Raw genomic sequence first — 13427 nt, forward strand, 5'->3', positions numbered from 1 at the left:
GGGGATTATACAAAGGGACTAAAGGAATGCTTGTCGCCTCTGAACAAAGCCCCTCCGCTTTTCGTCTTGACATAAGCCCATTTTTATTGTTTATTTAGCAGTAGGGTTACATAATCATTCCGATTGTTTTAGTCGCGTTTTCTTCCTTTTTTGGAAGTTGTGGGGCAGGCAAGGGATAAATATAAGGGGGATATTGATATGAAGACTGGTACAGATCGTGTAAAAAGAGGTATGGCTGAGATGCAAAAAGGCGGCGTGATCATGGACGTTGTCAATGCAGAGCAGGCGAAGATTGCTGAGGCTGCGGGTGCAGTGGCGGTAATGGCTCTAGAACGAGTTCCAGCAGACATCCGTGCTGCAGGTGGAGTAGCAAGAATGGCAGATCCTCGTATTATTGAAGAAGTGATGGGTGCTGTGTCGGTTCCAGTAATGGCGAAGGCTCGTATCGGTCATATTGTTGAGGCTAGAGTCCTTGAATCAATGGGTGTTGATTATCTTGATGAAAGTGAAGTATTGACGCCGGCTGATGAAGAGTACCATTTAAATAAAAGAGATTTCACGGTTCCCTTCGTATGCGGATGCCGTGATTTAGGTGAAGCTGCCCGCCGTATCGGAGAAGGGGCATCTATGCTTCGTACAAAGGGTGAGCCTGGAACAGGTAACATCGTTGAAGCGGTTCGTCATATGCGTAAGGTAAATGCTCAAGTACGTAAGCTAGTGAGCATGAATGAAGATGAGATCATGACAGAAGCGAAGTTATTGGGAGCTCCATACGAATTATTGTTAGAAATTAAAGAAAACGGACGTTTACCTGTTGTAAACTTTGCTGCAGGCGGAATTGCCACACCAGCTGATGCTGCCCTTATGATGGAACTCGGGGCTGACGGAGTATTCGTAGGTTCTGGTATCTTTAAATCAGAGAACCCTGAGAAATTCGCAAGAGCGATTGTAGAAGCGACTACTCACTACCAGGATTACAAGTTGATCGCAGAGCTTTCTAAAGAGCTTGGTGTCGCCATGAAGGGTGTAGAAATTTCTTCTATCCTCCCTGAAAACCGTATGCAAGATCGTGGATGGTAAGGTGTGATTCTATGTTGAACATCGGTGTATTAGGACTTCAAGGTGCCGTCAGGGAGCATGTGCGTTCGATTGAAGCCTCTGGTGCCAAGGCGATCGTCGTGAAGCGTGTAGAACAACTGGAAGAGATTCAGGGCCTTATCATGCCTGGCGGGGAAAGTACGACCATGAGAAGGCTGATTGATCGCTATGGCTTTATGGAGCCGTTAAGACAATTTGCAGCAGCAGGGAAGCCGATTTTTGGAACATGTGCCGGTTTGATTCTCTTAGCGAAGCATATCGTCGGTTACGAAGAACCTCATCTTGGGGTAATGGACGTGACGGTGGAGCGTAATTCCTTTGGCCGTCAGAAAGAAAGCTTCGAAGCGGATCTTTCGATTGCCCATGTAGGAGAAGGATTCAATGCCGTCTTCATCCGTGCGCCTCATATCGTGGAAGCGGGAGAGGATGTTGAAATCCTGGCGAAGCATAATGAACGCATTGTGCTAGCGCGCCACGGACAGTTCCTCGGCTGTTCATTCCATCCTGAATTGACGGATGATCATCGTTTGACTGCTTTCTTCGTTGAAATGGTGAAGGAAAGCATGGAGAAAACAATCGCATAATTCTATTGCAAAATGGAAAACATTGTAGTAGATTATGAAATAACCAATAAAAATTTAAATCGTTGATAGGAAATAGTAGTAAAGAAGGCTTGCTAAAGAGAGTCGATGGCCGGTGAGAATCGATGCAGGAGCTTTACGAATCCATCCTTGAGTGAAGTACTGAATGAAGTAGGTATTTTCGGTGATTCCGTTACCATCTCTTAAGAGGAAGATGCGAGAGTGTCTTCAATTAGGGTGGCAACGCGGAAACCTCCGTCCCTTTTACCAGGGATGGGGGTTTTTTATTTTTTTATAAAAAAGGAGAGAAACATGCATGTTAGACATTAAGTATTTACGTAACAATCTGGAAGATGTAAAAGCAAGACTTCAACACCGTGGTGAGAACCTGGAGGACTTCGGTAAGTTTGAAGAGCTTGATAAAAGAAGAAGAGAGCTCCTTGTGGAAAGTGAAGATCTAAAGAGCAAGCGTAATGAAGTATCTCAACAAATTGCCGAGCTGAAAAAAGAGAAAAAAGATGCTCAGGATATGATCTTGGAAATGCGTGAAGTCGGTGCCAAGGTGAAAAAATTGGATGAGGAATTAAGAGGCATCGAAGAGGAGCTTGAGCGCATCCTTCTTTCTATTCCAAATATCCCCCATGAAACGGTACCTGTCGGGGAAACAGAAGATGATAATGTTGAAGCGCGTAAATGGGGAGAGGTTAGGGAATTTGATTTCGAAGCACAGCCTCACTGGGATGTGGCAACGGGCCTTGGAATCCTTGATTTCGAACGGGCAGGGAAAGTGACGGGAAGCCGTTTCGTTTTCTATAAAGGCCTTGGGGCAAGACTTGAAAGAGCCCTTATCAACTTCATGATGGACCTTCACATGGATGAGCATGGCTATACGGAAATGATTCCTCCATTCCTTGTGAATCGTGCGAGTATGACGGGAACAGGTCAACTTCCAAAGTTTGAAGAAGATGCTTTCAGAATTGAGAGCGAAGACTACTTCTTAGTTCCTACGGCAGAAGTGCCTGTAACGAATTATCATCGTGATGAGATCCTGAAGGCTGACGAGCTCCCTGTAAGCTATGTGGCATACAGCGCCAACTTCCGCTCTGAAGCTGGATCTGCAGGACGTGATACAAGAGGGTTGATCCGTCAGCATCAGTTCAACAAAGTCGAGCTAGTGCGCTTTGTGAAGCCTGAGGACTCTTATGATGAGTTAGAGAAATTAACGGGTCACGCTGAAAAAGTTCTTCAACTGCTAGGCCTTCCATACCGCGTATTATCTATGTGTACAGCCGACCTGGGATTCACTGCAGCCAAGAAATACGACATTGAAGTCTGGATTCCGAGTTACGGGACGTACCGTGAGATTTCTTCTTGCAGTAACTTTGAGAGCTTCCAGGCGAGACGTGCCAACATCCGCTTCAGAAGAGAGCCGAACGCGAAACCTGAACATGTGCATACGTTAAACGGATCTGGTTTAGCAATCGGACGTACAGTAGCCGCAATCCTTGAGAACTACCAGCAGGAAGATGGCAGTGTCATCGTACCAGAAGCCCTTCGTCCATATATGGGTGGAGTGGAAGTCATTAAATAAGCTCTTTAAACCAACAAAAAGAAGTCTCGCGTTAAACCGTGAGACTTCTTTTGATTTTTTATGAAATATGCTTGACACCATTTATACACCATGTTATTATAATTCTTGTCGATACGGAGGAATACCCAAGTCCGGCTGAAGGGATCGGTCTTGAAAACCGACAGGGGTGTAACAGCCCGCGGGGGTTCGAATCCCCCTTCCTCCTCCATTGATTTTTTTATAACCATCGCGCATAAACTTTGGAGATAGAATTCGTTACATTTTATGTAACGAATTTTTTTGTTTTATCCCCATGTCAAAGGACCTGGTACCTCTTACTTAAGGTTCTCTATGTCTTCTCTTACATGGTGATCGGACGTCTTTTCGAGTACACCGATCGCTGTAATATGACTGCGTGCTTCTTTATCCCCCAGTAGGTAGATCTTTGCATAAATATCCCTCATCGATTGATCATAATGATTATCTTCTGGTGAATTATGATACTGGCGGAATGGAACCTGAGCGCGTCTCATGGTCGACATGTCGTCATCATAGTTATCGTTAAAAAGCATTTTAAGCTCGTTCACCTCTGTAGGGGTTGCGAATATCCGAAAGCTCGGGCTGGCGTTTTGATTCGGATCCTGCAGAATATCCCCGTTGCTGATATCAACAAAATATGTTTGTTTCGATTCCATCATCTCTTCATCCCCTTAATCGATTATTTGTTACTACCTATACCTCTTTTTGAATGGAAATAAACGGATGGGTGTTGTTTTAAGACCTTACTGGTTCTTTCCGTAAGTTGTTGTACCCGAACTATGATTTGCAAATGCTCTGTCATTGAATGTGTGACGGAGCCGAGGAGGCTCTACTCACCCCCCGCGGAAAGCGAGCACCTGCAGCGGAAATCAACCACGACTCGTCGCTACATCAAAAAAAGACTACTCTTACTGCAGAGTAGTCTTTTCTTTATTAGCTTTTTAACATTCTCGTCTGTTCTATGAAGTAGCCGATTCTTTCGACGATTGGTTCGATGGAGTTTTGGTCGTTGACGAGGTCGTATTCGCTGATGTCGAGTCTGAGGACGGGACATGCGTTAAAGGAATTGATCCAGTTTTCATAGCGCTCGTGCATTTCCTCCCAATAAGCAACAGGCGTTTGCTGTTCCATCGGGCGACCTCGCTCACGGATGCGATCCACGACGTTATCAATGGATCCTTCAAGGTAAATCAACAGGTCAGGGTGTGGGAAGTACGGCGTCATGACCATGGCATCGAAAAGGCTTGTATAAGTTTCATAGTCGATTTCACTCATATTCCCTTTTTCATAATGCATGCGGGCAAATATGCCTGTATCTTCGTAGATGGAGCGGTCTTGGATAAAGCCGCCACCGTATTCAAAGATTTTCTTCTGTTCTTTAAAGCGTTCTGCCAGGAAGTAGACTTGAAGATGGAAACTCCAGCTTTTGAAATCCTGATAAAATTTATCGAGATATGGATTCGTATCCACTTTTTCAAATGACGTGCGGAAGCCCAAAGCGTTCGCCAATCCGTTTGTCATGGTGGATTTCCCGACACCGACTGTTCCGGCAATGGTAATCACGGCATTGTTCGGGATCCCGTATTTAGTGCGAAGATTCATGATAGTGAACTCCTTTTTTCAGTGTAGTTTCTAATTGAGTAAGAATATGATCCAGATCCTCTTTGTTTTGAACGAAGTCTACGTGGTCGCCATTGTAGCGAAGAACAGGGATATCCGGGTGTGTTTCTTCGAATGTATTCATGTATTCTTCATAATCAAGTGATAGCTGCTTTAGGTAAAGGGGGCTGATTTTCTTTTCAAAATCACGTCCTCTTTTTTCGATGCGCTTCAGGAGCGTATCTAAGCTTGCGTTCAAGTAAATGACCACATTGGGTCTCGGCATATCTGAAGTCAGGATGTCATAGATGTTGAGGTATTTCTTGAATTGTTGTTCATCCTTCAACGTGCGTTTTGCGAAGATAATGTTTTTAAGAATATGATAATCTGCAACGACAGATTTGTTCTGAGATAAGTAGTGTTTCTCGATATCTTCTAATTGTTTATATCGATTGCATAAGAAAAACATCTCTGTTTGAAAGCTCCACTCTTCAATGTCATCATAAAACTTATCTAAGAATGGGTTCTCATCTACGATTTCTTTAAGCAGGTGAAATTGAAAATGATCGGAAATCGCTTTTGCAAGAGAGGTTTTTCCTATTCCAATCGGGCCTTCAACGGTAATGAAAGGAATGCGCCCCATTAATTGTCCTCCTCATATTACGGCAATCTTTTCTCGTATATAGTGTGAAAAATTACGACAGGAATTATTGTAACACAATATATGGATGGTTTGTTCAGGATATTTTCTGTGATAGAGAAAACACATCACCTTCATTATATCGGCTTCCTGTAAGGGAGTTTTATGAAGACGCACATAAAAAGCTGATGGATAGGTGTTTATAGATTTACCCATCCATCAGCTTCTATTAATTATCTTTTTACAACGTTGAAATTGTCGGAAATTAACAGCCAGTTTTGAGGGAAAGAGAGACCAAGCTTCCAATAGCTCATCCCCCTCAATTTCAATTCTTTCATGAGGTCGAACTTAGCCTGGATGCTACGTGCATCTTCAAACCAAACTTCATGATCTTTTCCGGTGCTTGCATCACGGTACTTGAAGAATGGTGCCTGCGCTTTTTGATCATAATCGATTTTGACATTATTATCAGCTGCTATCTGGATTGCTTGTTGAGGACTGATGGCTTTAGCTGTACTTCCCTGTACGAAGGGGAGTGTCCAGTCATATCCATATAAATTCTGCCCCATGAGAATCTTGGATGGAGGCATCTCGGAAACAGCATACTCAAGAACATCCCGAACCGGTCCGATAGGGGACACTGCCATGGCGGGACCACCACTGTAACCCCATTCGTACGTCATGATGACCACGAAGTCGACAATTTCACCGTGGGCTTTGTAATCATGGGCTTCATACCATTTCCCTTTTTGATCGGCGCTGGTCTTCGGGGCAAGGGCGGTTGAAAGCAGCCAACCTTCTTGATTGAAGCGCTGTTTTGCCTTTCGTAAAAATTGGTTGTAGGCTTCTTTGTCCTGTGGACGCAAGTACTCAAAGTCAAAATGAATATCCCTGAATCCATATTTCTTAGCGGTTTGGACAACGTTATCCAGAAACTTATTCTGGATGTTCTGATCAGTTAATAGAATTCTGCCCAGTTCATCACTGAATGTCCCTTCTTCCTGGTTGGTGATTGCCATCATCATGACATTATTATTGTCTTTCCCCGTTTGAATGAGGTTTCCGAGGGGAGGTTCTTTCAAAGTGCCATCCCGCTTCGCCTGAAAACTGAAAGGAGCGAGATATGTGAGGTAGGGGGCAGCTTCCTTGGCGCTTTGTTCAAGGTTCGCGGCCACTTCCTTACCGTATGGCTCAACATAGCCATTAAACTCAGCTTTCACCTTAGGTTTCTGGGGGATGTATAAACGAAACCCCACCTGTAGAGGCTGATTAGGAGAGATTCCATTCACCCTTGCCAGTTCTTGATAAGGGACGCCCGTCTTTTGACTGATGCCCCAAAGACTATCCCCGGGTTGAACAAAATAAAAACTTCCTATAATCGGGATGACCAGTGATTGGCCGATCACTAAGTTATTTGGGTTCGGCAATTTATTTGCATCCACTATATCGTTAACTGTTGATCCATACGCTTGAGCGATACCAAATAAAGATTGGTTCGGCTGGACAACATGGATTTGCATAAACAGACCCTCCTCTAATTCATTCACTATAATCAGCGTATGAAAAGGGAGGGTTGAATATGTTTTCTGTTAGAATTTTTATAAAATCTTGCCGGTAGGATCAATTTTTGCTTTTAATACGTTTTTCATCATCGTCAAGGCGTAGAGATTATCTTCTTCACTGACAGAAGCGATGGCGTCACCAGGAACCATCAGGTTAAACTCTCTCATATAGGCATCGTTGGCTGTGAAGAGTACACATATATTGCCGGCAATCCCTGTTATGATCAGGTTCTTGACGGATAAGTGGTGAAGAAGCGTGTTTAATGCCGTACCATAAAAGGCAGAGTGCTTCGGTTTAATAAGAAAGTAATCGTCTTCCATCGGTTGGAGAGGTGTCATGATGCTATCGCTCATTTTGTTATGACACTTTTTGTATATCTCTTTGTAATCTGCTTTCCAAAGCTCATAATGGTCGTTAATATAGATGGTAGGAAGCTGATGTTTCATGCAATAGCGACGCAGGGAGTTAATGGGATCGACAATCCTTGAGGTGTGTTGTGCCAGGGTTTCCCCGTGTTTAAAGTCGAACGGATTCATAATATCGATGACGAGGAGAGCAGTATCGTTAGGTATCATGTGAAAGCCCCTTTCTACTATAGTTTGGTGTGAATCGGCATATTTTATAAAGGATTGAGAAATAAATTTACAGGAGTACATGATGGGTATGAGAGAAGAACGATTTATGAAAGAAGCAATGAAAGAAGCAGAGAAAGCAGCGGCCATCCAGGAAGTTCCGATTGGGGCGGTGATTGTCATGGATGACGAAATCATCGCCCGGGCTCATAATCTGAGGGAAACGAGCCAAAACGCCATCACCCATGCTGAAACACTGGCTATTCAAGAGGCTTGTGAAAAACTTGGCACTTGGCGTCTCGAAGGAGCGGAACTTTATGTCACGCTTGAACCTTGTCCCATGTGCAGCGGCGCCATCCTCCTTTCGAGAATCGAGAAAGTCGTTTATGGGGCAAAGGATCCGAAAGCGGGTTGTGCTGGAACATTAATGAATCTACTTGAGGATGACCGATTCAATCATCAGTGTGAAGTAGTGCCTGGAGTGTTGTCGGAAGAGTGCGGTGGAATCCTTTCCCGATTTTTCAAAGGGTTAAGGGAGCGAAAGAAGAGGGAGAAGAAGATGGGGATGGATGATCTGTAAATAACTTACATCATTCCATCATTGCTTTTTACCGTATATCCTAGTATACTTAATCTTGCGTCGCACTAATGACGCAACTAAATATGGTATCAATTTTGCCGTGCTAGGTGGGGAGGTAGCGGTGCCCTGTACTCGCAATCCGCTCCAGCGAGACCGAATTCCTTTCCGAGGCTCGCACTCTGTAGGGCCTGCCTCAAGTAAGTGGTGTTGACGCCTGGGTCCTGCGCAATGGGAATCCATGAACCATGTCAGGTCCGGAAGGAAGCAGCATTAAGTGGAAGCTCCCATGTGCCGCAGGGTTGCCTGGGCCGAGCTAACTGCTTGAGTAACGCCTATGGATGCTTGTCGACGAAAGGTGCACGGCAGTTTCAATTATATACAACAACTCATCCATTTCCGGATGAGTTTTTTGTTTGTGCAAAGGTTTAAATTGATCTCCGGTTTTCTTTGTAAAAGGGATTTACATTACGTTATAATAGAAACACTATAGTACATAAAAGAGGGGGGAGTATTTTGGCATATCAAGCTTTATATCGTGTGTGGCGTCCTCAGTCATTTATTGATGTAGTTGGACAGCAGCATGTAACGAAAACGTTGCAAAATGCCCTCCTTCATCAGAAGATTTCCCATGCCTATTTATTCTCGGGACCAAGAGGAACAGGGAAGACGAGCGCAGCGAAGATCCTGGCAAAAGCCGTTAACTGTGAACGTACACCTGTAGCGGAACCTTGTAATGAGTGCGATGCGTGTAAAGGGATCACGGACGGTTCGATCCCTGATGTCATAGAAATCGATGCTGCCTCCAATAACGGGGTGGAGGAGATCCGGGACATCCGGGATAAAGTCAAATATTCTCCAAACGTTGTCGAGTATAAAGTCTACATCATCGATGAAGTCCATATGTTGTCCATCGGAGCATTCAATGCGCTTCTGAAAACATTGGAGGAGCCGCCTAAACATGTCATATTCATCCTGGCGACGACCGAGCCCCATAAGATTCCCCTGACAATCATTTCCCGCTGTCAGCGATTTGACTTCAAACGGATCACCGCCATGGATATTGTGGGAAGAATGAGTCATATTGCGACAGAATCAAGTGTGGATTTTGAAGAAAATGCCCTGACGATCATTGCAAGGGCAGCCGAGGGCGGAATGCGTGATGCTCTCAGTCTTCTCGACCAAGCGATCTCCTTCAGTCAGGGTCGGGTCACAGTCGACGATGCCTTGACGGTAACGGGAGCCGTTTCTCAAGGTTACTTGAATACCCTGGCAAAAGCTATCTTAGAACGAGATGTAACAACTGGTTTAGGGGCCCTGGAAGAGCTCCTGTTTCAAGGGAAGGACCCTGCAAGGTTCGCAGAAGACTTCATCCTTTATTTCCGGGACATGTTGTTATACCGGACAGCCCCGAACCTTGAAGAATCACTGGAACGAGTGATGCTCGACGATGATTTCAAAGAATTGGCAGAGCGTACTCAGCCGGAACAGATTTATCAGTACATTGACGTCCTGAATCAGGCCGGTCAGGAAATGAAGTTTACGAACCATGCCCGGATATACCTGGAGGTTTCCATCGTTAAGCTTTGTCAGATGGAAGCGCCGGTATCGGCTTCTTCACCGGAAGTAAATGATTTGATGAAAAAGATCAACCTTCTTGAAAAAGAGGTCGAACAGCTGAAGGCAAATGGAGTCAAGGTTCAAGCGGAGCCTGCTGCACAGGCTGCCAAAAAGCCGATAAGGGCAAAGAAAGGGTTCCGTGCCCCTACCGGTAAGATTCAAGAAGTACTCCGGACGGCTACGAAAGAAGATCTAAATCTTATCAAGAGCCGCTGGGGAGACATGGTGGAAACCTTAAATCAGCGTCAGATGCGTTCGCAGTCGGCATTATTGAATGATGCTGAACCTGTAGCAGCAACAAATGGCTCATTTGTGTTAAAATTCAAATATGATATCCATTGTCAGATGGCAATGGAGAATCAAGCTTTTACTTCAGCCATTGCTTCCATTTTGGAAGAGTTAACCGGAAATAGCTATGCGGCTATTGGAATTCCTGAAGATCAGTGGATGTCCATAAGGGAAGACTTCATCCGGAACTCGAAACCAGAGGATGGAGATTCACCCGGCGGGGATCAAGAAGAAGATTCTCTCTTAACGGAAGCTGAAAAGCTTGTCGGTATGGATTTAATAGAACTTAACGATTAATATTTTTTCAATAATAAACTGGAGGTAATGATGATGATGCGTGGAAATGGAAATATGCAAAACATGATGAAGCAAATGCAAAAAATGCAAAAGAAGATGGCTGAAGCTCAGGAAGAACTGGGTGAAAAGCAAATCGAAGGAACAGCAGGCGGCGGAATGGTAACAGTCATCGTGTCCGGCCATAAACAAGTCATTGATGTGAAAATCAACGAAGAAGCGGTTGATCCGGATGATGTAGAAATGTTACAAGACCTAGTTCTTGCAGCGACTAATGATGCACTGAAGAAAGCGGACGAACTAACGAACTCAACCATGGGTCAGTTCACTAAAGGAATGAACCTACCGGGAATGTTCTAGGAGGCAAAAATATGCATTATCCTGAGCCTATATCAAAGCTGATCGACAGCTTTATGAAACTGCCGGGAATCGGGCCGAAAACTGCGGCCCGCCTGGCTTTTTTTGTTCTCAGTATGAAAGAGGATACCGTATTGGACTTTGCGAAAGCACTGGTCAATGCAAAACGTAACTTGAGTTATTGCTCCGTCTGCGGGCACATAACGGATCAAGATCCCTGCTATATTTGTGAGGATCAAAGACGTGACCGCAGCATCATCTGTGTCGTGCAGGATCCCAAGGATGTCATTGCGATGGAGAAGATGAAAGAATATAACGGACAATATCATGTGCTTCACGGAGCCATCTCCCCGATGGACGGGATCGGACCTGAAGACATTAATGTACCTGACCTCATCAAACGACTTCATAGTGATGAAGTCCAGGAAGTCATCCTGGCAACCAACCCTAACATCGAAGGGGAAGCGACAGCCATGTACATCTCGAGACTCGTTAAACCATCCGGTATCCGGATCACAAGGATCGCCCACGGACTTCCTGTCGGCGGAGACCTCGAGTACGCAGACGAAGTAACGTTATCGAAAGCCTTAGAAGGAAGAAGAGACGTTTAACGAAGGAGAGGATACCTATGTTTTTCAGGAAAAAAGGAAAGCTGAAAAAAGAGTATGACCAATCCTTACTTCACGTTTTAGACGAAACAAAGGATCATTGGAATCAGCAGCGTTCTATAGAAGAGATGAGTGTGGATTATAATTTGAACATCCATTGTCATTCGAAAATTGCAGAAGCCAAATATTTTTTTCTTTTTAGAGAAGCGAAACATAGAAAGATCGTCATAAAAAGGTAGACAACCATCATATCCTTTCAATAAGAGACTAAATATGTTTTTTGTTGAGAGGAGAGAAGGGTATGAATCCAGTTATCGTCATAGCGGTGATCAGTGGCCTGATCGTACTGCTGTTAGCGACGGGGACACCCATCAAGCCACTAAGGTTTGTTGGACAAGTCGCCATGAAGGTCATGATCGGAGCGCTTTTTTTATTTTTCCTGAACGCCTTTGGAAGTCAGTACGGAATTCATGTTCCGATTAATGTCGCCACCTCATCTATTTCAGGGATATTGGGTATTCCCGGGGTAGTGGGACTTACGGTGATTCAGATGTGGATTTTATAATAGTCAGTATAATCATATGATTAAAGCAGTCAAAACCCAGGTGAAGGTTACCCGGGTCTTGACTGCTTTTTATTTGACGAATGTCTTTGGCATAACCACCGCCACTACTTCTCCTCGTGCGCATATATTCCCCTCTGCGAACACTTCTGTTTCCACTTTAAACTTCTTCGGATGAACCTCGTGAACGGTTCCTACTGCTTTTAATGGAACATTGTGTGGAGTCGGTTTCATGAAATCAACTTGCAAGGAAGCCGTCACGAAGCGGGGAGGTTCCTGACCGTCCCCGATCTCCCCGCCATTTTTATGGTGAAGAGCGATTGCCGATGAACCCGTACCGTGACAGTCGATTAAAGAAGCAATCAACCCGCCATACACATAACCCGGTAAAGCAGTATGTTCCGGCTTTGGTGTATAGATGGTGACGGTTTGATTTCCTTCAACCCCTGTGCGGAAATGATGCCCTTCTTTATTTAGTCTGCCACAACCGTAACACCACGAAAAATCATCGGGATAATCATCCTGAATTGCACGAGTAACTTCTTTCACATCTCATTCTCCTCTCTCGATTCAACTTTCTCTATCATACTCTTCTATAAGCCCCCTTCGATCCCCTTTAAACTGGAAAGCGATTCATTCTTCCCTTTACGAATTGGCTGAATTCTATTAAAATCGAATTATAAATGATAATGAATATCAGTATCGATTCAAATATATGAGGTGATACCCAATGAACCTAAGTCAGATCCAAAGGAATGAAACTTTTCAAATAATAGACTTAACAGAGCTTCACCCATTTGTTAAGCGTCGATTAAAGGATATGGGAGTATGTGAAGGCAGTAAGGTCAAGGTCATCCGTTATTGTCTGTTTGGTGGCCCGTGTCTGTTGGAATGCTCAGGTCAGCGTGTGGGGATCCGGAGAAAAGATACAGATTGCATTAAAGGGGCACGGATATAATGGAGACGGCACTCTTGGGAAATCCCAACACCGGTAAGACATCTTTGTTTAATCAGATTACCGGATCATATGAATATGTCGGCAACTGGAGTGGAGTGACAGTAGAGAAAAAGGTTGGTCGGATCAAGGATTCTGATCAATCGTTAATTGACTTACCCGGTGTATATTCACTCAACCCCCTGTCTCATGATGAACGAGTGGCATCGATGGCACTATTGCAGGAAGAAGCTGGGCAAATCCTTAATATCGTGAATGCCAATCAACTGGAACGCAGTTTGTATTTAACAATTGAATTACTGGAGACGAATCTTCCGACTGCGATTGTCCTTAATATGATGGACCTTGCGGAAAAGCGTGGGATCAAGGTGAATGTGCAGCTTCTGGGAGAGCTTTTAGGGGTGAAGGGTTATTCTACCATCGCCCGAAAAGGCATGGGCTGCAATGAGATCATTCAACTCTTCCGGGAACGCCCCCTTGAACAGGCTTCTCTTTTTACCCTTG

At 44.4% G+C, this 13427-nt stretch carries 17 protein-coding genes, 1 tRNA gene, 1 other RNA gene and 1 other annotated feature (1 of these 20 running past the window's edge); of the genes, 13 read left to right on the top strand and 6 right to left on the bottom strand.

Features of this window, described 5'->3' with window-relative positions; translation table 11 throughout:
• Positions 1-198: 198 nt before the first annotated feature.
• From pdxS to AC0VXY_RS00105, 4 genes are all read left to right on the top strand, one after another.
• Positions 199-1080 carry a pyridoxal 5'-phosphate synthase lyase subunit PdxS gene (gene pdxS, locus AC0VXY_RS00090; RefSeq protein ID WP_435988818.1) on the top strand — a complete coding sequence of 294 codons (882 nt, stop codon included), beginning with the start codon at positions 199-201 and terminating at the stop codon, positions 1078-1080.
• An 11-nt stretch (positions 1081-1091) separates the two neighbouring features.
• Complete coding sequence (pdxT, locus tag AC0VXY_RS00095) at positions 1092-1682, top strand: pyridoxal 5'-phosphate synthase glutaminase subunit PdxT (protein WP_435988817.1); 591 nt, start codon at positions 1092-1094, stop codon at positions 1680-1682.
• A gap of 53 nt (positions 1683-1735) precedes the next feature.
• Positions 1736-1945 (top strand) — a binding site (T-box leader).
• A gap of 50 nt (positions 1946-1995) precedes the next feature.
• Positions 1996-3270: a serine--tRNA ligase gene (serS, locus tag AC0VXY_RS00100; protein WP_475526573.1), complete on the top strand. Its 1275-nt coding sequence runs from the start codon at positions 1996-1998 to the stop codon at positions 3268-3270.
• Between the two features lie 115 nt (positions 3271-3385).
• Positions 3386-3478, top strand: a tRNA-Ser gene (locus AC0VXY_RS00105).
• A gap of 106 nt (positions 3479-3584) precedes the next feature.
• On the opposite strand, the gene AC0VXY_RS00110 is transcribed toward AC0VXY_RS00105, so the two are convergent.
• The 5 genes from AC0VXY_RS00110 to AC0VXY_RS00130 all read right to left on the bottom strand — a co-directional run bounded on the left by AC0VXY_RS00110 (position 3585) and on the right by AC0VXY_RS00130 (position 7665).
• Positions 3585-3947 carry a hydrolase gene (locus AC0VXY_RS00110; protein ID WP_475526574.1) on the bottom strand — a complete coding sequence of 121 codons (363 nt, stop codon included), beginning with the start codon at positions 3945-3947 and terminating at the stop codon, positions 3585-3587.
• A 274-nt stretch (positions 3948-4221) separates the two neighbouring features.
• Positions 4222-4890: a deoxynucleoside kinase gene (locus AC0VXY_RS00115; RefSeq protein ID WP_044340684.1), complete on the bottom strand. Its 669-nt coding sequence runs from the start codon at positions 4888-4890 to the stop codon at positions 4222-4224.
• Positions 4874-5530, bottom strand: coding sequence for a deoxynucleoside kinase (locus AC0VXY_RS00120; RefSeq protein WP_060675048.1), 657 nt, complete (start codon positions 5528-5530; stop codon positions 4874-4876). The genes AC0VXY_RS00115 and AC0VXY_RS00120 overlap by 17 nt, the downstream gene beginning before the upstream one ends.
• 230 nt (positions 5531-5760) lie before the next feature.
• The gene (locus tag AC0VXY_RS00125) at positions 5761-7047 is read right to left on the bottom strand and encodes a glycoside hydrolase family 18 protein (RefSeq protein WP_435988814.1); all 1287 of its coding nucleotides are present in this window, start codon (positions 7045-7047) and stop codon (positions 5761-5763) included.
• 78 nt (positions 7048-7125) lie between these two features.
• Positions 7126-7665, bottom strand: coding sequence for a cysteine hydrolase family protein (locus tag AC0VXY_RS00130; RefSeq protein WP_435988813.1), 540 nt, complete (start codon positions 7663-7665; stop codon positions 7126-7128).
• 88 nt (positions 7666-7753) lie between these two features.
• On the opposite strand from AC0VXY_RS00130, the gene tadA reads away from it, so the two are divergent.
• The 7 genes from tadA (at position 7754) to AC0VXY_RS00165 (ending at position 11971) form a co-directional block, all read left to right on the top strand.
• A complete protein-coding gene (gene tadA, locus AC0VXY_RS00135) occupies positions 7754-8242 on the top strand; it encodes a tRNA adenosine(34) deaminase TadA (RefSeq protein ID WP_435988812.1) in 489 nt (162 codons plus the stop codon).
• A 98-nt stretch (positions 8243-8340) separates the two neighbouring features.
• Positions 8341-8605: signal recognition particle sRNA large type (gene ffs, locus AC0VXY_RS00140), an RNA gene on the top strand.
• Between the two features lie 150 nt (positions 8606-8755).
• Positions 8756-10444 (top strand): DNA polymerase III subunit gamma/tau, encoded by a 1689-nt coding sequence (dnaX, locus tag AC0VXY_RS00145; RefSeq protein ID WP_475526575.1) that lies wholly within the window; start codon positions 8756-8758, stop codon positions 10442-10444.
• Between the two features lie 30 nt (positions 10445-10474).
• Entirely contained in the window at positions 10475-10801 is a 327-nt protein-coding gene (locus AC0VXY_RS00150; RefSeq protein ID WP_375162873.1) for a YbaB/EbfC family nucleoid-associated protein, read from the top strand.
• A gap of 11 nt (positions 10802-10812) precedes the next feature.
• Positions 10813-11409: a recombination mediator RecR gene (gene recR, locus AC0VXY_RS00155; RefSeq protein WP_219165802.1), complete on the top strand. Its 597-nt coding sequence runs from the start codon at positions 10813-10815 to the stop codon at positions 11407-11409.
• 17 nt (positions 11410-11426) lie between these two features.
• Positions 11427-11645 (top strand): YaaL family protein, encoded by a 219-nt coding sequence (locus AC0VXY_RS00160; protein ID WP_034766121.1) that lies wholly within the window; start codon positions 11427-11429, stop codon positions 11643-11645.
• Between the two features lie 62 nt (positions 11646-11707).
• Entirely contained in the window at positions 11708-11971 is a 264-nt protein-coding gene (locus AC0VXY_RS00165) for a pro-sigmaK processing inhibitor BofA family protein (protein ID WP_435988808.1), read from the top strand.
• Between the two features lie 69 nt (positions 11972-12040).
• Here AC0VXY_RS00165 and AC0VXY_RS00170 read toward each other — a convergent pair whose 3' ends face one another.
• A complete protein-coding gene (locus AC0VXY_RS00170; protein WP_475526576.1) occupies positions 12041-12517 on the bottom strand; it encodes a PaaI family thioesterase in 477 nt (158 codons plus the stop codon).
• Positions 12518-12698: 181 nt separating this feature from the next.
• Here AC0VXY_RS00170 and AC0VXY_RS00175 point away from each other — a divergent pair, with 181 nt between their 5' ends.
• Both AC0VXY_RS00175 and feoB read left to right on the top strand, forming a co-directional pair.
• Positions 12699-12926 carry a FeoA family protein gene (locus AC0VXY_RS00175; protein WP_435988806.1) on the top strand — a complete coding sequence of 76 codons (228 nt, stop codon included), beginning with the start codon at positions 12699-12701 and terminating at the stop codon, positions 12924-12926.
• Positions 12926-13427, top strand: the 5' end (the start) of a protein-coding gene (gene feoB, locus AC0VXY_RS00180; protein WP_475526577.1) for a ferrous iron transport protein B. Its footprint extends 1490 nt past the window's final position; the window shows 502 of its 1992 coding nt (coding positions 1-502); the start codon lies at positions 12926-12928; its stop codon lies off the right edge, out of view. Before AC0VXY_RS00175 ends, feoB begins: the two co-directional genes overlap by 1 nt.

The sequence above is a fragment of the Rossellomorea sp. QJM3NY_18 genome, from assembly GCF_056173145.1.